Origin of the sequence: Kordiimonas sp. (genome assembly GCF_965216265.1) — a bacterium.
In the GTDB taxonomy this organism is placed as follows: Bacteria; Pseudomonadota; Alphaproteobacteria; order Sphingomonadales; family Kordiimonadaceae; genus Kordiimonas.
The window spans coordinates 4,096,976-4,118,427 of the sequence record NZ_OZ244153.1 but is presented as its reverse complement, the minus strand read 5'-3'; the positions used below and the strand labels follow the sequence as shown (position 1 = coordinate 4,118,427).

Genomic DNA, 21,452 nt, shown 5'->3' with positions numbered 1-21,452 from the left:
CAGGGTGAATTGGCAGGAATTTCCTGTGGTAAATTTGCTTGAAACAGAGGGGAGCCGTAACGTCAGTTGAATTCCGCAACTTACGGTGCCTGCAGCAAGTTGCCCAAAAAAACACCACCCGGAATTAACCGGATGGTGAGGGGCTCCTTGAATGAATATACAGGATTGCTTGGGTGAGTTAGAGCTGCCCAATTGTGAAGGTGCTGATGGAGCGTTCAAGGTCTGAAGGCGTATAAAGTACGTCACTGCTTACAAGCGCCAACGCGACATCTACAGCTCTGAGAGGACGGTCGATCTCAAGCCCTTTGAAAGCACCGCCCAGAGCACGAACCGCTTCTTCGAGCTCAGAAGTCATAGCTGTTTCCTTCGTGCCCATCATATCCGCTGGTTCGTCGTTCTGCTCCGCGAGCTTACGGCTGATGGTATAGGTACCGAGGCTATCGGCCTGATTAAAACAAACCGCCACCATTTCCGAGCACACAAGGTGTTTTTTCTGCCGCCAGCGATCAAGCGCCCGGTGGAAAATATCCACAAAAAACAGCTTAATGGTCTCTGGCCCAATAAGCTTGAAAAGCATGTCTGTCGCCTGCGCCCCGAACGCAAGCACCAAGGCTGCATGCAGGCGGTTCATTACAGTATCTTCCCCTGCCCTGAACAGGCACCAGATAGCCAGAAGCCCTGCGTGATAATAGCCGTATTCAATATCGCCTGCCTTATAGAGAGCCTTCGCTTTTTTCAGCACCGGCTCAGCAGGCAATAGCTTGTCACCAAGGGACACGGCATCCTTATAGTAGCGGCAAACACTGATCGGCCCATCCCAATAGTCCTTCAAGGGTGTCTGCATGATGCCCTTGGGGCCAGCTTCAATCACGACTTTTTCATGATCCGCGTCCTGCCCAACAATGGCGGCATGGAAATAGCGGTTATTGTCAAACGCTGTGATAGCAAAATGGATAAGCGGCATAAGGGCCGCAAAATGCGCTTCACGGGTTTCCTTGTCATAGTCCGCCCAGTGTTTCCAGTCCTCAACCGCCTGATGCGCCAGCTTGAGAAGCTTCAGCATCTCGGCAACTTTGTTGTCTTCCGGCACATAGTGCAGCAGCAGGATATCTCCCGGTTGCACATCTGCTTTGCTGATAGACAGCTCGACATCATCTTCCTGTTCAGAGGAAAGCGTAGGTTCGTTACGTTTTTTCAGCGCTGCGATAATGGATGACGGTGACATGGAAAGCCCCTCAGTTGCCGGATATCTAGACTTATTTGTTTAAAGGGGCTTGGGAAGAAAATCCTGCCAGCGGGTACGACTTTCCCGCCATGGCAGGAATGTCGCCTCATATGGCAGGTTTGTCCGGGCTCACGCGCGGGTTTGCAGTAGGTCTGCCCTATTGCGGGCTGTTGCTCAAAAGCTCTGACGGGGATTTCCCGTACCGGTTTGTGAACAGTTTAGTAAAATAGCTCACATCCCTGAACCCGCATTTATACGCGGCCTCTGACACATTGGCGGCACGTGCGCTCAGAATTTTGTGGCCATACTCCAGCCTGAGCGTGCGAATAAGCGCTGCGGGTGTTTGTGCCGTCAGGTTCACCACCCGGCGGTGCAACTGCCGTGTACTGACGGCCAGCGCCTCGGCCAGCTCTGTCACCTGGAAGTTGAAATCACCAAGGTTTTCCTCGATCGCAGCCCTCAGTTTCTGCTCAAACACCTGATCTTTCGACAAGATGTCCGGGTCGATCTTTTTAGCGGCTTCAATTGTGCGGTATTGAATTTCAGCCTCTAGCAATTCTGTCTGCTCATCCACCCGTTGCCGTGCCCGGTCAAGCGAGTGCAGCATGGCATTAAAACCGTGGGCGATATCGCTCACCTCATCTTCAATGCCCACATCCAGCCTATGGTCCAGATTACCTTCATCCACCTGCTTTACCCCGGCGCGGATACGGTCAAGCGGTTTAACAATGACACGACTGAGATAAGGCCTAAGGAAAACCAGCAACAGCACGATGATGATGATGAGCATAATCGCAAGCGGATAGAGCTTGTCATGCGTGGCAAGGCGACGCCCGAGTGTCAGGTCAAACCATAATGAGCCACCTGTGCTGGCGACCGGCATATCCGCAAGGGTGAGCGAATCCGGCGGCCAGACAGCGCCATCAAATATCCCGATTGCATTGGCACGCCTGAGCGACGCGGTGACCGGGAAAGCGTCATACGCGAGGCTGATGGTGCCATCAGGGCGGAGTGCAGCACCAAAGGCCACTGAGGCCTGGCTGCCTGTGTCCTCCTCCGGCACCATCCAAACGATGTGCTGAACGTCAGGCGTAGAGGCGACATAGATGTTCAACTCCTCCCCCGACAGGCAGAAAACCGCAATCACCGGCTCGCTGTCCCGGCAGAAGAACACTTCCCAGAGCCCGATATGCCCCGCATCATTGGTGTTTGTTGGTGAAATTTGCCCATCAGGGAAAATATCGAGGCGGCTGTACGACTGCCCAAAGAACGGAAACTCAAACGGCAGCGGTATATTGACCGCCCTTTTTTCTTCATGGGTGAGCCGTACAAGCTCCTCCGGTTGTGAAAACCCGGCCGTGCTTGTGGCGCGGTAGCCGCCCCCCAGCGGGGTGATCTCGACACCGCCCTGACGCAGCATGGCCATATCCTGCCCGCGCATGGGCGGGCGGTCAGCAAAAAATGCCAGCGTTACAAACACCGATGTCATCAACACAGCAACCGAAAGCACCCCGGTAATGCGGGCAGCAAGGTTTGCACGCTTTTCAATATAAGCCAGGAAGGTAATCACCATACCTGCAACGATCAGCAGGTTATTGGTGAAGAAAAAGCCGTACACAAATTCCATTGGCATGCCTGGAATACGACCAAAAACCGGCGCAGCGGAGCTAAGCAGGCGCAAAAACGTGGTGATCAGGAAGCCGATCATCGCCTTGTTGGCGTCAGATATGGGCGGCGCGGCAGCGGCATAGGTCGCAGGGCTCAGGAAACGTACGTCATTCTTGAACAGCTCGCGGGAAAAAATCACCAGCGGCCAGCAAAACAGCATGATCGGCAGCACAAGAAGCTGGCCATAGATGGCTGCGGTAAAGTCCAGATTGGTATAGAGAGCGTGTAAAAACGCCACGAGCCATATGACCGTGACGCTATAGACCACGGCCCGGTATATTTTCAGCTGTTTACTGCCCCCAAGTCCCGCAACCGCATAACAAAGCTCCCCGTACAGGAGCGCTGCGGTCAGGATGGTGGGATATTCCAAGTAGTATGAGATGCGTACGCTGGGGGTATAGATGCTTTCATCCGCAAGGGAACAAATGCAAAAAGCAAGCGTGGCAATAAGGTGCCACAAAAGCCATTTCCGCCGCTTGTCACGGTGTGTGCTGCGCGCAACTTCGATGATGGCAACCACTAGCAGAAGAGCAACCGACAAAATCAGCAGCGTGAAGTGGGAAAATACGATCATGGTTTGCTATCCACCCTAGGTGCTAGCGCGGCCAGGCCTATGGTGTGCGGTAGCTGACCCGGTGTGACCGAGTGTAGCATTTTTCCCCATCGGCATAACAGCAGCACATCACCCTCCCCAAAACATCAGCTGTGCTCCGAAATATCGCCCAAGACACAACCCAACTGCCTGTGGCGCAGCAGCACGCTAGCCTATGCCACAGCTGAAGGTCAACCGCTCACGGTTTAGTTCCCTAGTTATATCAATTAATTACAAAGGGTTACGTTGTGGATATAATCGCAAAAAGCGTAAAAAATCCACGCCACACCTGCGCCACACGATTCCGCAGATTCCGCCACAGATTTCAGGTGAATGCCACACATCAGAGCGGCCCGACTATATCATTGAGTTCATGTGGGCGTGCAGCTAAAGTAAAGCCCAAAGTTGAACATCAGGCAGAGGATATCGTCCATGAAGACCTTGTTTCAGTTGCTTATTGGCTTGTTTTTGCTTGGATCAAGCCCGGCAATCGCTGACGAGATATTAATTGCTGATGATGACTTCAACAAATACATCAAAGACGCTCAGCCCGGTGATGTCTTTGCGGTCTACCCCGGCATCTACAGGCTACCTTCAACCGTTCAGCTCGAAGCCTCAGGAACCGCCGAAAACCCAATAACTATAAGGCCTTCCACGGCTGGTAAGGTCGTGATCGAAGTTTCAAAGTCTATTGGATTCAAGGTTAAAGGTGAACATTGGATCGTTGAAGGCCTTGAGTTTGTGGGGGTCTGCGACAATGACGGGCACTGCGAGCACGCCTTCCAGATTGTTGGAACGGCGGACCACACCACTATACGCAATAACCGGCTGATTGACTTCAACTCCGCCATTAAAGGCAATGGGCAAATTATTGATAATCAACAATATTTTCCCGATCATGTTTTGATCGAAGGGAACCAGATTTTCAACCGCCGGCCCCGCCAAACCGGTAACCCGGTAACAACCATTGATGTGGTTGGCGGGCGGTATTGGTCCGTTATCGGGAACTTCATTGCAGATTTCCACAAGGGTGGTGGCAATAACATCAGCTACGCAGCTTTCCTTAAAGGGAACTCTGACAACGGTCTTTTCGAACGGAATCTGGTAATTTGTGAGTGGCGCCATCAGGGTGGTGTCCGTCTCGGTCTATCACTCGGAGGGGGTGGTACAACCGATCCACGCTTTTGTCAGGGGCGCTCGTGCAAAATTCAGCACTATAAAGGCACACTGAAATCTAACGTCATCATGAATTGCCCTGCTGATGTAGGGGTTTACCTCAATAACGCGGCCAGCACGCGGATGATAAACAACACCATCATCAATACCGTAGGGGTCGACGTTCGCTATTCCGGTAGCTTTGCACTCATGGCAAATAACGTAATTGAAGGACGCATTAAAGGCCGAGATAATGGCCGCTTCCGTGAGGTGAACAATATTGTGGAAGATGACCTGAGTGAGCTTTTCCCAGGTAAGGATCGCTTTGACCTTAGTGCCTATGAGCCCGAGGAGCTTATGCGTGCTGCACACGGTTATGAGGGTGTTGATTTTTGTACAGGACAGCCTCAGGAAGCTTGGGTCGGCGCTTTCGTCGAACCAGCTCGTTGCTCAATCCAGCAGAAGCTTGAAGAGGTCACGTCGAAAGATTAGCTACTTCTTATTTTACCCCATACTACCTCACATTTATGTGAATTGGATGCTAAGAGGCCTTTCATTCTTGCCGCTGGCAACCGAATACTACACCTTTGGAAGGCTACCAAGTATTTAGTTTCTCGCCATTTTTTCATGATACCGCACTCTTTTGCCTTAGAATCGTTTCAGAATTCCCACTACTAAACCTTTGGTTTAGTAAATAAACTTATTACTAAAATTTTAAGCATTTATTGATTGTTTACGACTATCCTGTATTCCGTAGATAGAGAACAATATCGCGTTCAACGAAAGCTATGGACGGTTACATAATAATGACGACAGCCGACAAATTCTTTGGGATTTTTTTCATATTTCTGGCAATGCCTGCAGTTCTGATCATCGTGCCTGCGATTGAAATCGCTGCCGTAATCGGCTTGGTGCTTGTCGCGACAGGTGTGCACATGCTGTTACGCCGTCGTCGGCGTTGTGGATCATGCGGCCACTTCTTCAATGTAGGCATCCCGCAACATATTCTGTTGATGAGGCGCCAACTCAAATGTCCTCACTGCAATTCTCACGTAAGAAAAAAGCGGTCCTCCGAATAGGACCGCCTTCTCTCTAGAACCATTCAGATGATGGGTTTAGACAGTTGCAACTGCCTCACGCAGCTCCAATATCTTGGTCACCTGCTCATAATCGTTTGCGCTGTCTACGTCGATGGCAGCCTCAGCAAACGGCAGCTTCACAGCGCATGCTTTAACCCCCAACACCTTTGAAGCCCGCTCGAACGCTTGTTCAACGGTAAACCGACGAAACAGTAGGCCAACCAGATTGCGATACCCAAAGGCTTTGAATAGCTTCCACGGTTTTTTGCGCTTCTGTTCAATCGCACGCCAGAAATCAAGCACCGGCACCGCATCCTCGTTCAGGAAGGCGAACAAGTTAGCGCCGGATAGCTGGGTTTCGCGGAAGGGCAGATAGGTACGTTTGGAACTGGGATGCTCCGCATCCAAATAGCTTTTTTCGACAAAGCCAACTGCCAAACCCGACGCGCCACGCGCATCCTCGCAAAATTTGTCCACCATCACAGGGGTCAACAGCGCATGGTCAGCCGTTGTTATCAAGTATGGCCACTGACCGCCAGCGGCCTCAATGGCACCACCCACGCTGCAGCAAATTGTTTCGCGGCACGGGACAACTTCAATCTCGATATCATTGATAGGCTCACGCAAGCCCGGGCACGCTTCATAAAGCAGCTCCGGCTCGTCAAAAACAATCACAACCCGCTTAACGGCACTCGAACCGGCCAACGACTTCACAACACGTAAAATCATGGGTTCACCGCATATCGGCACAAGCGCCTTGAACTGGCCACCAATAAGCGCAGCAACTGGATCGTCAGCACGACGAGTTCCAGCTAGCACAACGGCAGTGAAGTCACGGTCGCCCTTGTATGTCGATTTCCAATACGGATGAAACTCGTGTGACCATTCGGGATGATTGTTAGCCTCAAACTCAAAGATGGCCATTTCGTTCATGCCCCGTTTTCCCCCTCTTTACCCAAAATACTGCGCCCCCAAAATGACGCTTTTACTACGGTTTGCCACTCCCCCAAGCGCAAACCGCTCACTCATATGTCATGTCATGCATAGCTGAGTGGTCTTGCAAACGCAATGATCTCATGGAAGGCACACAGTAGCACTGAGACCTTATGAAGGTCTTAACGTCAGTGCGGTTTTGCAGAAAAAGAGCCAGGACACAGCAATAATCCAGCTGGCAATGATATCCGTTGGCCAATGCACTCCAAGATATACCCGGCTGAGGCCAGTGAGCAGGATCACAGCTGAAGTTATTGTAAACAATGCACCTTTTGCCTTGTCAGAGAGATAACTTGCCAGAACAACATACAGGATCAGGTATATTCCAGCTGACCTGAGCGCATGGCCGCTTGGGAAGCTCTTGCTGGAAGCATGGGCAAGTTGCTCAACAATATCGGGCCGTTCCCGGTCAAAAAGAAACTTGAAGATTGGCGATATCAGGAACACCCCGGTTATCGCCGCAGCGACATATATCGCCAGATTTTTGGCCTGTTTCGACAATAACCAGGCAAGTAGCGCTACGGATACGATGATTAACGTAATCGTGTCCCCAAGATGCGTAAGTGCGGTCACCAGCCCCGGGGTGCCTTCAGATCCGATCGGTGTTCCCGTCTCCGTTCGGAACAGCATCAAGCCCCAACGATCAAACCCCACCAAAGCACCGGCGAAGGTCGCATAGGCCCATAGAGCAAACAAAACAGCCCCGGCGACAAGCGCTTTGAAATTCAAATACTTCGTTATAGCCACAAAAACCCCCTTTGTTATGTTTTGCTACCGCTCAAGCAATAGTGCTCAGCGGAATCTAGTTCGCAGCCCGTCTCACAAAATAGAATAAGTTCGGGTTTCTGATCTGCGCCTGCACAGCCCAGAAGCGGTCCGTTGCTATAACATCAACGCCTGAGGCGTATATGGCCATATACTCGCCATTGTCGCCGCTTATTGCCAATTTATCGTCAAGTGAGAAAGTGCCCGAAATCACGCGCCAACCTTTAGCATGAAGCGCTGTGTAAAACGCAGGTTCCTTCAAAGACGTCCCGGTCCAGGCAATAATCTTCAATGGATTTATCCCGCTCTGCACCAAGGCATCAATGCCGTCCTCATCGTAAACCGATACCGTCAACATCAGCTCGGGCGCTATTTGATGGAATGCTGTCGCCTGCTCCAATGAATAGGTGATTATGACCGCATAGTCCTCTGCACCAGTGGCCCTTACAGCGTCAGCCACCTTTTTAAAGTCTGTGCCGCGTTTGATATCAAGCGTCAGGATCGTTTTGCCCCTCGCCCACTTCAGCGCAGCCTCAAGGGTGGGCACAGTGTAGTCGGTTACCTGCCCTTCATTATCAACCAGCTTTAGACGGGCAATCTCCGCGCTCGTCTTGTCCTTGATGGCCCCCGTTCCTGTTGTGGTTCGGTCGAGCGTATCATCGTGCATCAAGACAAGGCCGCCGTCTTTCAACTCAGCAACATCAACCTCCATAAGGCCGAAGCCGTACCGAAGTGCGTTGTCCATGGTCTCTATAGCATTTTCAGGATATCCCGGCACCGGGCCAGCACGGTGGTGGCTGATGAGGGGAATTCTGTTTGGGGTATATCGGAAAAAGGCTTCAGCCCCACCTTTGGGCAGCTCGATATAATATCGGGCGTCAGATTCTGCGGGTTCAGGTATCGGCTCAGCCCAAACAGTCATCGCCAGAATACAGGCAGATAACAACCAAACAGATAAGTGTCGCATCTTCATTTTAAGCTAGCCCCTTCCCCGGCAGGATCGATCTTGACGTCTGATCTTTAAGGCATGATGCTGATGGTGAATTCAACTCTTTTCGCGGAAAAAACATATGTCTGACCAATATACCCTTCAGGACCTGCTCTCGATAATGTCTCGCCTCAGAGACAAGGAAAGCGGCTGTCCGTGGGATGTTGAGCAGGATTTCAAAAGCATCGCTCCCTATACTATTGAAGAAGCTTATGAAGTGGATGAGGCCATCCGTGCGAACGACATGGCGTCGCTCAAGGACGAGCTCGGGGACCTGTTGTTTCAGGTGGTTTTTCATGCGCAGATGGCGAAAGAGATGGGCGAGTTCACCTTTGAAGACGTGGTTCAGAATGTGAGTGAAAAGATGGTGCGGCGCCATCCTCATGTTTTTGGTGACGCCTCGATTGAAGATGCCGATGCCCAGACAAGTGCGTGGGAGGCCCAAAAAGCTAAGGAGCGAGCCGAGAAAGCAGAGAGCGAAGGGCGCGTGCCTTCTGTGCTGGATGGCTTGACTGTCGGGCTCCCTGCCCTGTTGCGGGCCCTTAAGCTGCAGAACCGCGCAGCGCGTGTAGGGTTTGATTGGCCAGACACCATTCAGGTTCTGGATAAAATGCAGGAAGAGGCCACGGAGCTTGTTGAAGCGCATAAGAACGGTGAACCTCATGAGCGTATCAAAGAAGAATTTGGCGACCTTTTGTTTGTTATGGCCAACTTGGCGCGTCACATGAAAATCGAACCTGAGGAAGCTCTCAGAGGTGCAAACGCCAAATTTGTCAGGCGTTTTCAGCGCATCGAAGCCCTACTCGCAGAACAAGGCCGTGAACCCGCACAATCGAACCTCGAAGAGATGGACGCGCTTTGGGATCAAGCAAAATCTGAGGAAAAAGCGGCCGAATAAGCCTCCTTATCAACCGACCTAATGACGCCTGGAAAACTTGGCCCATGCAACAGGGTCAACATTCACTTCAAAGGTTACACCGCCTTCTCCGTGCTCCTCGCGAATAATACTGGAGTTTGCATGCAACCAGGCTTGAGTAGCCCCGTCGCTGTAGGGAACGGTCAGCTCCATATGGAGGTCGGTCGTGCCAAGCAGGTCGTCAATTGTGGCTATCAAGCGGTCACAGCCCTCGCCCGTCAGCCCCGATAGTGCCGCCATATATTTGACCCGGTCATCTTTGGTGGCGAGAGCCGCTTGTTCTTCGTCACTCATCAAATCTACTTTGTTAAGCGCTTCAATGGTTGGCGTGCCTTCACCTTCTTCGGTAATTTCAACACCGAGATCTGCGAGCACATCCTCGACATCCACTTTCTGGATTTCACTATCGGGGTGTGATGCGTCGCGGACATGCACAATGATATCCGCTTCACACACTTCCTCAAGAGTCGCACGAAAGGCTGCAACAAGCGTGGTTGGAAGCTCGGAGATAAAACCAACGGTATCGGAAAGGATGATGCGTTTCCCGCTAGGCATCTCAAGCGCGCGCATGGTGGGATCTAGGGTGGCAAAAAGCATGTCTTCCGCCAGCACTTCCGCTTTGGTCAGGCGGTTGAATAGCGTGGATTTCCCGGCGTTTGTATAACCCACAAGCGCAACAACCGGATACGGTGCTTTCTGGCGGCGTGCGCGGTGAAGCGTGCGCGTGCGCGTTACCTGCTCAAGCTGCCGTTTAATACGGGTGATGCGATCAGCAATGATGCGCCTATCAGCCTCAATCTGGGTTTCACCTGGCCCACCCATGAAACCTGAGCCGCCCCGCTGGCGTTCAAGGTGGGTCCATGACCGCACCAGCCTGCTTCGCTGGTACTCAAGGTGCGCGAGCTCTACTTGAAGCTCACCTTCCTTAGTACTGGCACGGGCGCCGAATATCTCGAGAATCAGGGCGGTTCTGTCAATCACCTTGCACTTGGTGCCGCGCTCCAAATTGCGCTGCTGACCTGGCGAAAGCTCACAGTCAAAAATGAGAAGATCAATCTCTTCCGCTTCAACCATTTCCTTGAGCTCATCAACCTTGCCTACACCAATCAGCGTTGCTGGCCGCCGTTCACGAAGTGCTGTAACTTCGCCCCCGATAAGCTCGACATCAATAGCCAGAGCAAGCCCCATGGCTTCATCAAGCCGGGCTTCCGGTGAACGTTTCAGATGAGTGATTTCGCGTCGGTCACGGATATAGGGGTGCACAACATACACCCTTTGCTTGGCGCCTTCATCTTGCAGGTAGCCAAGGCCCTCCGTCGACCAGCCGCCGCCCGGCTGTTTCGCCGAACGGTCATCAGTTTTATTTGCCAATTAACCCTCTAGGTCTTTTTCCGGCTCGAACAATTGTACGGGGCCAGACGGCATCACGGTAGAGATCGCATGCTTGTATACAAGCTGGGAGTGCCCATCACGGCGCAACAACACACAAAAGTTGTCGAACCAAGTTATAACTCCCTGCAGTTTAACACCATTGACTAAAAACACCGTCACCGGTGTTTTGGATTTGCGAACGGCATTGAGAAAGACGTCCTGGAGGTTCTGATTTTTTTCTGACATGGACTGTCCGTATGTTTATTTGTTTATGTTTGTATCAGCCTTAAGAGCGATAGCGCGCATCCCCTGTTATCGTGAGCTAGTAAGGCCATAGTAACTCCCCGTCACCGGAGATTGCGTGCGGGTACATATATGTCAGAGGTCTAGGCTTTCGGTCAACAGGGTTTAGGATAATTATCCACGCCATAAGGACTTTGCGAAAAGAGCAAGGAAGAGTGAGGCTTCAACGCGGCCTACGAGCATAAGGATGGAAAGCACAATATAGTCTTTGTCGTGCATGCCGCCATAGCCCGGAAAATAAGGGTCTATCGCGAATGCAATCGGACCTGAAAGCGCCAGTGATGACAGTGCCAAGGCGATTGCTTCCTGAAATTGTATTCCAAAAATGGCAAGTGTTAAAACTCCCACCACAAAGACGAAAACAAAGCCACCCAGAACCAGCCAAACCGCTTCAACATCCCTCGCCTGTACCGCTTGTCCCTCATAACGCAAGGCACGTACCCCGTGCGGCAGAGCAAGACGCTCGACCTCAGCCTTGCCAAGCATCGCCAGAATAACACCGCGCAGCATCTTAATGCCGCCTGATGTGCCTGCGACCGAGCCGCCCAAGCATACAAGCGCCATAAGGACCAAGGCGCTAGCCAGCGGCAACTCCGTTGAGAAATGACTATCGCCGGAGGCAAAGCCCGACGTTGTGATTGCCGAGGCTGCCGCAAAAATACTGCCCCACAGCGCATCAAGCCACCCTTCGTCCGATAGCAGGAATAAAACGAATGCTGCCGCGACCAGAGCAAGCACGAACGCACGAGTTTCAAGACCAAATTGAAAGTTGAAGCGCAACTGCTTGAGCCGGGCATAATGCATATCCCAACTGAGGGCCGCACATATGGTGAAAACCACCACAATGAGTTGGGGCCAAAACCCCACGACGACATGACCACCGTTCGGTGTTATTCCAGTGGTACTCACGCTCGCCATCGATAGCATGACTGCATCGTCAAATGGCATACCACCCAACATGAAAAGCAGACAGCAAATAGCTGTAAACAGGGTGTAGACCGGCCAAAGCGTAATCGCCGTTGCTCTCAGCCGTGGATATCCTTTTTCGCTATCACCAAAGGGCAAGGCCGATTTGTGGAGTTGAATACCGCCACTGTTCAGCGCCGTAAGCAGGGAAAGCGAGACACACACAGCCATAAAGCCACCAAACCATGCCGCAATCGAGCGCCATAGCTGAACGGACCGCATCTCGGACATCGTATCATCATAAGCGGTGGAACCCGTGGTCGTGATCAGCGACATGCCCTCGTAGAACGCTGTCACAAGCCCTGCGTCAGGCATCAGAAAGAAGAATGGCAACCCAGCCGCAAAGGCAAGCGCTGCCCCCCCAACCAACGGCAAAAGGATGGTAAGCTTGCGCACGCGAACCCGTTCTGACGAACGGAAGCCCATATAGAGTGAGCCACCCACAAGGAGCCCAACTGAGATGGACGCAAAGAAGCTACTGGCGGCAACGCCTTCCTCTAATGCAAGAGCTGTGAAAAACGGCACAAGCTGAAGCAAGGTCAGGATAACGATCCAACAACCAACGAGGAAAAAGAGGCGGCTCGTCCACATGATAAGCGATCAGAAGATATCCGCTCGCGCGGAGAATAGCTGTTCAATCTTTTTCACTGCTTCTGAGAGCGCAAGGATGACAACCCGGTCTCCGCCTTGCAGAACAGTATCTGCATGTGGCACCAGCGCCTCCTCATCGCGCACAATCATGCCGAACTTCACATCCCCATGAAGCCTGAGCGCGCCAATCGCCTTGCCCGCCACTAGCGAGCCCTCGATAACCTCTGCCTCGATAATCTCGGCCTTCCCCTCAAAGATGCTGTAGAGATCACGGATACGCCCACGCCTGATGTGCCGCACAATGCTTGAAACTGTGGTTTCCCGCGGATCGAGCGCAACATCGATACCAAGGGAGCCCACGAGGCTGCCATAAATCGGGTTGTTCATCAGCGTGATGGCCCTTGGACAACCTTGCTGTTTTGCGAGAAGCGATGACAAGATGTTGACCTCGTCATCGTTTGCGACCGACACAATGGTGTCAGCCTGCGAGATGTTCGCTTCCTGCAGAATTTCACGATCAAGCGCATCACCGTTGATAACCACAGTGTGCTTAAGTTTTTCAGCGATCAACGCAGCGCGCTCTTTATCAAATTCGATGATTTTGACATTGGTACGCGCGTTTTGCTCAAGAAGTGTTGCGAGGAACAACCCAATGTTCCCGCCACCAACAATCACGAGCCGCTGTGCTGCTTTTTCCTCATGGCCAAAAACAGCCATGGCGCGTTCTGTGGTGGTTGCATCAACTGCTATATAGATGGCGTCCCCGGCCTGAAGCTGATCGTCGCTACGCGGCACGAATATCTTGTTACTCCGCACTACCGACACCACAGTGGTCTGCAAATTCGGGAAGAGCTCGGTCAACTGCCTGAGCGGCGTATCAACTACCGGGCAGTTTTCATCAAGCACAAGCCCGATAAGCCGTACCTTGCCGTCTACAAATGGCACCATATTGAAGGCACCCGGCACCTGCAGGCGGCGGTGCAATGCCTGCGCAACCTCAAGCTCAGGAGAAATAATGACATCGATCGCCATATTTTCCCGCGAGAACAAATCCCCCCACATGGGTTTCAAGTAAGTCTGGTTTCTGATCCGCGCCACCTTTGTGGGTACGCTGAAAAGCGAATGGGCGACCTGACAGGCCACCATATTCACTTCATCAGACCATGTAACGGCGATCAAAAGTTCAGCGTCGGCAGCACCGGCTTTCTCAAGCATGGACGGGTCTGACGCGTGCCCAACCAGCGCCTGAATATCAAGCGATTCACTGATTTTCCGGATCAGTTCGGGTGACCGGTCAATAACCGTCACGTCATTATGCTGGTCTGCAAGGTGCTTCGCTATATTGAAGCCCACCTGCCCTGCACCACAAACAATAACCTTCATTGTATCAAATCGACTTTCCTGAAAATTCTATTGCTGCGGCCCTATTCGACCTCTTCGCTCCGCGAAACACCTGTCAGTCCGAGCGACTTTAACTTCCGGTGTAACGCAGACCGTTCCATACCAATAAATGCAGCGGTACGCGAGATGTTCCCGCTAAACCGGTTTATTTGCACCTTCAAATACTCGCGTTCAAAGGCTTCTCTCGCCTCGCGGAGGGGCGTGGTCATAATGGCGCTGTTGCCCCCTGAGTGCAACAGGTCGCTAGAGCCAGAGCGTATCTCTTGCGGCAGCTGGTCTGCGCCGATCTCGCTATCAAACTCGTCCGAGCCCATGATCACAAGGCGCTCCATTATGTTTTTCAACTGCCGAACGTTACCCGGCCAATCATAAGACTGCAGCGCCGCAATTGCATCATCCGCGAGTCTTGCCTTTGGCCGTCCAGTGGCCTCAGCCAACGCGTCGAGGAAATTTTGGGCCAGCATGGGGATATCCTCCCGCCGCTCAGACAAGGATGCCATCTTCAGCGGGACCACATTCAGGCGGTGATATAAATCCTCACGAAAACGACCTTCTCGTATCTCGTTCAGCAGATCCTTGCTGGTAGCGGAAATCACCCGCACATCAACTTTAACGCCGGTATTGCCGCCAACACGTTCAAATGCCTGATCGGTCAACACCCGCAAAATCTTTGCCTGCGTCGGTAGCGGCATGTCACCCACTTCATCGATAAAGAGCGTGCCGCCGTGTGCGCGTTCAAACAGGCCGGTTTTTACCACCCCACCGTTTTGCTCAACACCAAAGAGCTCCTGCTCCATGCGGTGTGGCTCCATTGACGCCGCACTGATCACAACAAATGAACTGCCGGAACGGTGTGAACGGCTATGTATCTGCCGTGCCGCCACTTCTTTGCCTGACCCTGAAGGGCCGTTGATCAATACCCGGCTGTTAGTTGCAGCAACTTTTTCGATATTCTGCCGCACGGTGTTAATTGCATGGCTTCGACCGGTAATATCGACAGAGAAAGCTGAACGTTTCTTCAACTCTTCATTCTCACGTTTCAGGCGATCAGCTTCCGTCGCGCGCTGAATGGTCAGCAGCAGATGATCAGCCTCAAACGGCTTCTCAATGAAGTCGTAGGCACCCTTTTTGATGGCTGCGACAGCCGTTTCAATGTTGCCATGCCCACTGATAACAACGATTGGCAGGTCCCGATGGCGCGACTTCACGAGCTCAAGTATCTCCAACCCGTCAAGTTTGCTGCCCTGCAGCCAGATATCCAGGACCATGAGGGACGGCAACCGCGCTTCAATCTCTGCTAGCCCGCTGTCGCTATCATGCGCGGTACGAGTGCTGTAGCCCTCATCTTCCAGAATACCCGATACAAGCTCACGGATATCTTCTTCGTCATCGATTATCAGTATATCAAGCGCCATAACTGGCTCACTCCCTAGTCGTTATTCGGCGGCTGCTGTGCCACTTTTCTCGGAATTACTATTTGAAATATCAGCCTCGGCATTCGCGACCTTCTTCTCAAGCGCGCGGTGTGAGAACACAAGCACCGCTCTCGCGCCCAGCGGCGTGCGGTCTGCGATACGCGCCGTTCCGCCGTGCTCCTCCATGATGCGCCGTACGATGGCAAGGCCCAACCCCGTTCCCTTCGCCCGTGTCGTAACATACGGCTCCATGAGGCGGTCTTTCTGTTCTTGCGGAAGCCCCAACCCGTTGTCATCCACCCGTATCTCGGTGCGGTCCTTGTCCTGCACCAGCTCTACTTTAATAAGGCCGGGTTCAATGGTGTCTGTTCCGTCCGCCATGTCACGCTCGGTCCGCGCAGTCACAGACTCGACGGCGTTTTTGAGGATATTGGTCAAGGCTTGCCCAACAAGACGGCCATCGCACTTGAGAGCGCGGGTTTCAACCGGATAACGGGTTGAAAACTGTATGCGGCTCGCCGCAACGTCCTGCAGGAAAACCGATTGTTTCACCACATCAGCGATATCTGTTTCCTTGAGGATAGGAGCTGGCATCCGCGCGAACGACGAGAACTCGTCCACCATGCGCCTGAGATCCCCCACCTGCCGAATAATGGTGTCAGTACATTGACTAAATACTTTAGTATCGCTGGCTATCTCTTTGAGGTATTTACGCTTAAGCCTCTCCGCTGATAGCTGAATTGGCGTGAGTGGGTTTTTGATCTCATGTGCAATACGGCGGGCAACATCCGCCCAGGCGGCAGTGCGTTGGTCAGCGAGCTGTTCGGTCAGATCATCAAACGTCACGACGTATCCGCCAATGGCGCCAGAAGCATCTTCGCCACGCTCAACAAAAACACGTACCAGAAGTGTTCTTGTTTCACCGTTCACCTCAATGACAACTTGGCTCTTCACCTCACCCGCAACCGACTGCTCACTCTGGCGCAACAGGCCTTCGAACTCGGGGATCACTTCGTGCAGGCGGTGACCAATCATGTCTTCATAGGCGATGCCAAGCTGGCTCGCCGCTGCGCGGTTTGGCAGAAAGATCGTACCGTCCTGCTGGAGCCCGATTACCCCTGCAGATACGCCCTCCAATACCTCCTCAAGGAAGCGCCTGCGCTCATCCAGCTCACGGTTGGCTTCAATCAAAGCATCCTGATGCCGCGCGATCTGGTCAGTCATCCGGTTAAATGCACGGCTGAGTGTGCCCACTTCATCGCTTGTAGGCGGGCTAGGTACACGAACGGCAAGATCACCCTGCCCCACACGCTCCGCCGCATCCACCAGATTGGACAGGGGCGTTACAAGGCGCGCGGAAAACCACAAACCGATCCAGATAGCGGCCAGCAGGATAAGCAGCGCTACGATAATGAAAACGACATTGAACTGAAGCTGGATATTGCTGCGTTGTCCTTCAAGGCTCTCATAATCTGCTACCGCGCTTCGGGTAGCTTGTAGATACCCAAGCACTTGCGGGTTAAGGTCCCGGGCAACATAGAGGTACGTCGGGCGCAAGAAGCCACTAAGGCGGATCATGCCAACAACGGTATTGTCTGCTGTGTTTGACGCCACAAAAGTACCGTCCTGCCGGACGCGGTCGAGCATGTTTTTCTGCAGGCGGGATGTTGTAAGCTCAAGCCCTTGGTTCGCGCGTGCAACTACTGCGCCTTCCGTGTCCAAGTCCTGCATCTCAATCAGCAAAACCTCAGACAGCAGACGCGTATTAAGCGCGCTGTAGGCTACTTGCTGGAGTGTCAGGCTATCTGTCTGCTGTAAGGGGCTTAGGCGGTTGAAGGCTAATGCAATCGCCTGCATGTCCTTCTCGATCGAGGCACGGTGCTCGATTATATAAGTCTCTGCAACCTCAAGTGAATTATTGAGGGCCGACCGTACTTTTTCGCTAAACCATGATTGGATACCAAACTCAAGAAAGAGAGCGGAGAATACTGTCATGATAATCGGTGGCACGATAGCAATCGCGATAAAGAAGCCGGTGACCTTGTTCTGAAGCCTCGAGCCCGCCGCCATGCCCTTACGCGATAGCCATATCCGCACAAACCAGCGACCAATGGCTACGCCGAGAGCGAGCAAAAGTGCGAGATTAATTGCAAGAAGCGCACGCATGGTGCGACCTGAAGCAAGCTCGAATGGCCCTGACTTGCGCGACATCACAATATAGGTAGCGATAGCCGAGATCACGGCGAGAACAGAGAGTACAATCTCTATTCGGCCTGCGAGCTTCAAGCGCCTTGACCAGAGCATAAAACGGGCCCAACGCCGATTTGGAAGCTTAGGTGGACCCGGGTTTAACTCAGGCTTTTGCAAAGGGTTAATCTTCGACATGCGGCCTATGATGCATATTTGTCACATTTGTTCCAGATATATCACACGCTGATGCAAGATTGTGGCAAAGTTTAGGTCGTGCGCGGGTTTACAGAGATATCCAGCTCGCGGATCTTCTTCCGCAGCGTGTTCCTGTTCAAACCCAGAAGTTCTGCGGCTTTTACCTGGTTTCCACCGGTAACATGGAGCACTTTCTGGATAAGTGGACGCTCTACCTCCCGCAAAATGCGCTGATAGAGCCCTGCAGGCGGCAAACCATCGTCGTGATAGTCAAAATACTGGTCGAGATGGAGTCTGAGGGTTTGCGCAAGGTTTCCGCCACTCACATCCGCCATAATGCTTACGGGACCACCAGCAAGTTCAGAGGTTGAGCGGTCAAACTCCGTCTTGATAACGGTTCCACTGATTTCCTTACCCGGGTACAACGCACATATACGCTGCAACAGGTTCTCAAGCTCACGAACATTGCCCGGCCAGTCAAACGACTGGAGCGCTTTTTTTGCCCCGTCTGTCAGCTTTTTCTGCGGCAGGCCTTTATCTACCGCCTTACGAAGGAAATGCTCAGCCAGGTCTGGCACGTCACCGGGGCGTTCCCTCAGCGCCGGCAGCGACAACGGCACCACATTCAGCCGGAAGAATAGATCTTCCCGAAAGTCTCCTGACCTGACCATTGCTTGAAGGCTGCGGTTGGTGGCTGCAATAATGCGAACGTCGGATTTGATGCTCTTCTGGCCGCCAACGGTACGATACTCGCCCTCCTGCAGCACACGCAACAGGCGCGTTTGCGCCTCCAATGGCATATCGCCGATCTCATCTAGGAATAGCGTGCCACCTTTTGCCTGGCCAAAACGGCCAAGCGTTCGGGTTTCCGCGCCTGTAAAGGCACCGCGTTCGTGGCCAAAAAGCTCGCTTTCGATGAGTTCGCGCGGTATTGCCGCCATATTCACCGGGACAAACGGGTTATTTACCCTTGGCCCGTGTGCATGAAGCGCGCGCGCCACTAGCTCTTTACCTGTGCCACTTTCGCCCGTCACCATGACGGTAAGGTCAGTTTTTACCACTCTGGCCATCGTGCGGTAAATTTCCTGCATCGCGGGTGAACGCCCAATAAGAAGGTTTTCATCGCGCTCCAGATCACCTGTGATTGTGGTTGCTTTTTCTTTAAGTGCCTTCTTAACAATTGATGTTAACTCATCAATATCAAAAGGCTTTGGAAGATAATCAAATGCACCATTATTGGTCGCCGCCATGGCAGTCGACAGCGTATTCTGCGCGCTCATAATGACAAAAGGCAGGTCTGGACGTTTCTCCAGAAGTGCAGGCAATGCGTCCAAGCCGCTACCGGAGGGCATCATAACATCAGAAATTACAACATCCCCCTGCCCGCGCTCAACGAGACGGCGCAACTCGGGCAGGTCCTCTGCCTCAATCACCATCCACCCTTCCTGACGCAGCGCTTCCCCAACAACAAGACGGATAGCCGTGTCATCGTCCGCTACAATGATGGTTGGTTTAGTTCGCGCCACGGTTCATGTCCTCTTCTAACGCCAATTGTACTTTAAAGTGCGCCCCACCCTTAGGGTTATTGTCACAAGTAACGGTGCCTTCCATATCGCTCACATAGCGCGCGACAAGCGCCAGCCCAAGCCCGGTGCCGCCCTCCTTGCCACTTACAAAGGGATCAAACAGGTGCCCTCGCAGATGACTTGGAATGCCAGGCCCGTTATCCAGTACGTTTACCTCAATAGGAAGCCTGATACGTTCACCGCCGCGCCCGGTTAGCCAGATACCATGCCGGTATGATGTTGTGATCGTAATGTCGGCCTCTGGCCCAGCCGCCTCAACGGCGTTTTTCACCAAATTGAGAAACACCTGAATTAGGCGGTCAAAATTCCCGTAAACAGGCGGCAAAGATGGGTCAAAGCGTGGCCTGAAACTACATTTGGCACCAAAGCCTGCCACAGCAACATCCAGCACATGGTCGAGCACCTCGTGGATGTTCACAGCCTCATTGGTATGCGCATGTGGGGCGCTGAAGGTTTCAAGCTCATCCACGAGCCCCTTTATGCGGTCAACTTCCTTGACGATAAGCTCTGTCAACCGCGCGTGTTTTCCGTCTTGCGCGCGACCCATCAGCTGTGCCGCACCGCGAATGCCCGAAAGCGGGTTTTTGATTTCATGGGCCAACATAGAGGCAAGACCACTCACAGAGCGGGCGGCCGCTTCCATCTCGGCGCGCTTTTCAAGGAACGCGGTAATGCGTCGCGGCTGCACTGACAAGAGGATGTCCTCGCCGTCCCCATAGGGGTGCGCATGCATATCCATCAGTTCAATATCACCAATCGGCGGAACCACAGAAACATCATAGCTATTCAAGGGGGTATTTTCGTCGCGCGCCCGTGTGACCAAGCCATCTGCGGCATAACCGACACCGCGGAGGTGTGCAATCGGGCTCGCGCAAAGGCTCTCCCGGCTTCGCTCAAAGATGGTTTCAGCCTGAGCATATACGTTAACGATTTTATTGGAGCTGTCGATCAGGAAGATAGCTTGAGAAAGACTATGCAGAATATCCTGCACCCTAACACTTTCCGACGCTCCCCCCTCGTTTTGCATCAAGCCGCCATTTGCTCGCAAAGCGGAAGGTAGAATTCTCGAAGCGCTTTCTTGACCTCCGCAGGATCATCCATGCGGTTGATCTCATTCCTGAAGTCAGCAGAGCTATGCAAACCCTTTGTATACCAGCCAAGGTGCTTTCGCGCGATCCGAACTCCACCTTCAACACCGTAGTGATGCAGCATGTCATCATAGTGCTCGAGCACAGTTTCCATTTGCTCGTCAAGGTCAGGAGCATCTATACGCTCACCGCTGCGCAGATATTCCATCACCTGTCCAATAAGCCAGGGTTTGCCGTAACAGCCGCGGCCGATCATCACACCGTCCGCCCCTGAATCCTCAAGCGCTTGTGTAACGTCATCAAATTCATTGATGTCACCGTTCACGATGACGGGGAGGTCAACTGCCTGTTTGACGATGCCAACCTTTTTCCAGTTCGCGTGGCCACGGTACATCTGGCATCGGGTACGGCCATGCACGGCAATCATTTTAATGCCAGCTTGCTCTGCGATTTTTGCAAGTTCAGGCGCATTGAAGCTGCTGTCGTCCCAACCTAGGCGCATCTTGAGTGTTACCGGCAATGAAACAGCGTTTACTGTGGCATGGATAAGCTCACCGGCATGATCAAGGTCTCGCATCAGCGCGGAGCCAGCGTGACCATTAACGACCTTCTTCACCGGGCAGCCCATGTTAATATCAATAATGGCGGCACCCCGATCTTCATTGAGCTTCGCTGCCTCTGCCATTTTGCTGGCCTCACAGCCTGCAAGCTGCACAGACATTGGAAATTCTTCTGCGCAATTGGTAGACATTTTCTGGCTACGCTCGGTTGCGCGGATCATCGCTTCAGATGCAATCATTTCAGACACGACAAGCCCTGCACCGTACCGTTTTACCAGGCGACGAAAGGGCATATCTGTCACGCCAGACATGGGCGCGAGAATAACTGGGTCTTTGATTTCAACCGGACCAATGCTAAGAGCCATCATTAACTACCTACAACACTTCACTGCCTAAATATTGGGC

The 21,452-nt window shown here is 52.8% G+C and carries 16 protein-coding genes; 2 read left to right on the top strand and 14 right to left on the bottom strand.

Annotation, left to right across the window (positions count from 1 at the left end):
* Positions 1–178: 178 nt before the first annotated feature.
* Both ACOOGA_RS19110 and ACOOGA_RS19105 read right to left on the bottom strand, forming a co-directional pair.
* The gene (locus ACOOGA_RS19110) at positions 179–1,225 is read right to left on the bottom strand and encodes a hypothetical protein (RefSeq protein WP_417461682.1); all 1,047 of its coding nucleotides are present in this window, start codon (positions 1,223–1,225) and stop codon (positions 179–181) included.
* A 157-nt stretch (positions 1,226–1,382) separates the two neighbouring features.
* Positions 1,383–3,467, bottom strand: coding sequence for a helix-turn-helix domain-containing protein (locus tag ACOOGA_RS19105; RefSeq protein WP_417461683.1), 2,085 nt, complete (start codon positions 3,465–3,467; stop codon positions 1,383–1,385).
* 450 nt (positions 3,468–3,917) lie between these two features.
* Between ACOOGA_RS19105 and ACOOGA_RS19100 the strand changes: the two genes are divergently transcribed.
* Entirely contained in the window at positions 3,918–5,132 is a 1,215-nt protein-coding gene (locus ACOOGA_RS19100; protein ID WP_417461684.1) for a chondroitinase-B domain-containing protein, read from the top strand.
* 623 nt (positions 5,133–5,755) lie between these two features.
* Here the strand turns inward: ACOOGA_RS19100 and ACOOGA_RS19095 are convergent.
* From ACOOGA_RS19095 to ACOOGA_RS19085, 3 genes are all read right to left on the bottom strand, one after another.
* The gene (locus ACOOGA_RS19095) at positions 5,756–6,652 is read right to left on the bottom strand and encodes a nucleotidyltransferase family protein (RefSeq protein ID WP_417461685.1); all 897 of its coding nucleotides are present in this window, start codon (positions 6,650–6,652) and stop codon (positions 5,756–5,758) included.
* Between the two features lie 171 nt (positions 6,653–6,823).
* Entirely contained in the window at positions 6,824–7,459 is a 636-nt protein-coding gene (locus tag ACOOGA_RS19090) for a phosphatase PAP2 family protein (protein WP_417461686.1), read from the bottom strand.
* A gap of 55 nt (positions 7,460–7,514) precedes the next feature.
* Positions 7,515–8,444, bottom strand: a complete 930-nt coding sequence (locus tag ACOOGA_RS19085; RefSeq protein WP_420429210.1) for a glycerophosphodiester phosphodiesterase family protein — start codon at positions 8,442–8,444, stop codon at positions 7,515–7,517.
* Positions 8,445–8,547: 103 nt separating this feature from the next.
* Between ACOOGA_RS19085 and mazG the strand changes: the two genes are divergently transcribed.
* Positions 8,548–9,363 (top strand): nucleoside triphosphate pyrophosphohydrolase, encoded by an 816-nt coding sequence (mazG, locus tag ACOOGA_RS19080; RefSeq protein ID WP_417461689.1) that lies wholly within the window; start codon positions 8,548–8,550, stop codon positions 9,361–9,363.
* 18 nt (positions 9,364–9,381) lie between these two features.
* Here the strand turns inward: mazG and hflX are convergent, their stop codons facing one another.
* The 9 genes from hflX to dusB all read right to left on the bottom strand — a co-directional run bounded on the left by hflX (position 9,382) and on the right by dusB (position 21,412).
* Complete coding sequence (hflX, locus tag ACOOGA_RS19075; protein WP_417461690.1) at positions 9,382–10,752, bottom strand: GTPase HflX; 1,371 nt, start codon at positions 10,750–10,752, stop codon at positions 9,382–9,384.
* Complete coding sequence (hfq, locus tag ACOOGA_RS19070; protein WP_020398945.1) at positions 10,753–10,998, bottom strand: RNA chaperone Hfq; 246 nt, start codon at positions 10,996–10,998, stop codon at positions 10,753–10,755. It lies immediately after the preceding gene.
* A gap of 171 nt (positions 10,999–11,169) precedes the next feature.
* Positions 11,170–12,612: a potassium transporter TrkG gene (locus ACOOGA_RS19065; protein WP_417461691.1), complete on the bottom strand. Its 1,443-nt coding sequence runs from the start codon at positions 12,610–12,612 to the stop codon at positions 11,170–11,172.
* Between the two features lie 9 nt (positions 12,613–12,621).
* Complete coding sequence (gene trkA, locus ACOOGA_RS19060) at positions 12,622–13,995, bottom strand: Trk system potassium transporter TrkA (RefSeq protein WP_417461692.1); 1,374 nt, start codon at positions 13,993–13,995, stop codon at positions 12,622–12,624.
* A gap of 41 nt (positions 13,996–14,036) precedes the next feature.
* The gene (locus ACOOGA_RS19055) at positions 14,037–15,428 is read right to left on the bottom strand and encodes a sigma-54-dependent transcriptional regulator (protein ID WP_417461693.1); all 1,392 of its coding nucleotides are present in this window, start codon (positions 15,426–15,428) and stop codon (positions 14,037–14,039) included.
* Between the two features lie 21 nt (positions 15,429–15,449).
* Positions 15,450–17,732, bottom strand: coding sequence for an ATP-binding protein (locus tag ACOOGA_RS19050; protein WP_417461694.1), 2,283 nt, complete (start codon positions 17,730–17,732; stop codon positions 15,450–15,452).
* A 152-nt stretch (positions 17,733–17,884) separates the two neighbouring features.
* Positions 17,885–19,339, bottom strand: a complete 1,455-nt coding sequence (gene ntrC, locus ACOOGA_RS19045) for a nitrogen regulation protein NR(I) (RefSeq protein WP_417461695.1) — start codon at positions 19,337–19,339, stop codon at positions 17,885–17,887.
* Positions 19,326–20,426: a two-component system sensor histidine kinase NtrB gene (locus ACOOGA_RS19040; RefSeq protein WP_420429208.1), complete on the bottom strand. Its 1,101-nt coding sequence runs from the start codon at positions 20,424–20,426 to the stop codon at positions 19,326–19,328. The genes ntrC and ACOOGA_RS19040 overlap by 14 nt, the downstream gene beginning before the upstream one ends.
* Complete coding sequence (gene dusB / locus ACOOGA_RS19035; RefSeq protein ID WP_417462106.1) at positions 20,426–21,412, bottom strand: tRNA dihydrouridine synthase DusB; 987 nt, start codon at positions 21,410–21,412, stop codon at positions 20,426–20,428. The genes ACOOGA_RS19040 and dusB overlap by 1 nt, the downstream gene beginning before the upstream one ends.
* Between the last annotated feature and the right edge of the window lie 40 nt (positions 21,413–21,452).

Coding starts and splice junctions, on each gene's coding strand:
- ACOOGA_RS19040 (WP_420429208.1), bottom strand. CDS start 20,426: ATGCAAAACGAGGGGGGAGCGTCGGAAAGTGTTAGGGTGCAGGATATT.
- ACOOGA_RS19105 (WP_417461683.1), bottom strand. CDS start 3,467: ATGATCGTATTTTCCCACTTCACGCTGCTGATTTTGTCGGTTGCTCTT.
- trkA (WP_417461692.1), bottom strand. CDS start 13,995: ATGAAGGTTATTGTTTGTGGTGCAGGGCAGGTGGGCTTCAATATAGCG.
- ACOOGA_RS19110 (WP_417461682.1), bottom strand. CDS start 1,225: ATGTCACCGTCATCCATTATCGCAGCGCTGAAAAAACGTAACGAACCT.
- ACOOGA_RS19095 (WP_417461685.1), bottom strand. CDS start 6,652: ATGAACGAAATGGCCATCTTTGAGTTTGAGGCTAACAATCATCCCGAA.
- hfq (WP_020398945.1), bottom strand. CDS start 10,998: ATGTCAGAAAAAAATCAGAACCTCCAGGACGTCTTTCTCAATGCCGTT.
- ACOOGA_RS19050 (WP_417461694.1), bottom strand. CDS start 17,732: ATGCTCTGGTCAAGGCGCTTGAAGCTCGCAGGCCGAATAGAGATTGTA.
- dusB (WP_417462106.1), bottom strand. CDS start 21,412: ATGGCTCTTAGCATTGGTCCGGTTGAAATCAAAGACCCAGTTATTCTC.
- ACOOGA_RS19065 (WP_417461691.1), bottom strand. CDS start 12,612: ATGTGGACGAGCCGCCTCTTTTTCCTCGTTGGTTGTTGGATCGTTATC.
- ACOOGA_RS19055 (WP_417461693.1), bottom strand. CDS start 15,428: ATGGCGCTTGATATACTGATAATCGATGACGAAGAAGATATCCGTGAG.
- mazG (WP_417461689.1), top strand. CDS start 8,548: ATGTCTGACCAATATACCCTTCAGGACCTGCTCTCGATAATGTCTCGC.
- ACOOGA_RS19100 (WP_417461684.1), top strand. CDS start 3,918: ATGAAGACCTTGTTTCAGTTGCTTATTGGCTTGTTTTTGCTTGGATCA.
- ACOOGA_RS19085 (WP_420429210.1), bottom strand. CDS start 8,444: ATGCGACACTTATCTGTTTGGTTGTTATCTGCCTGTATTCTGGCGATG.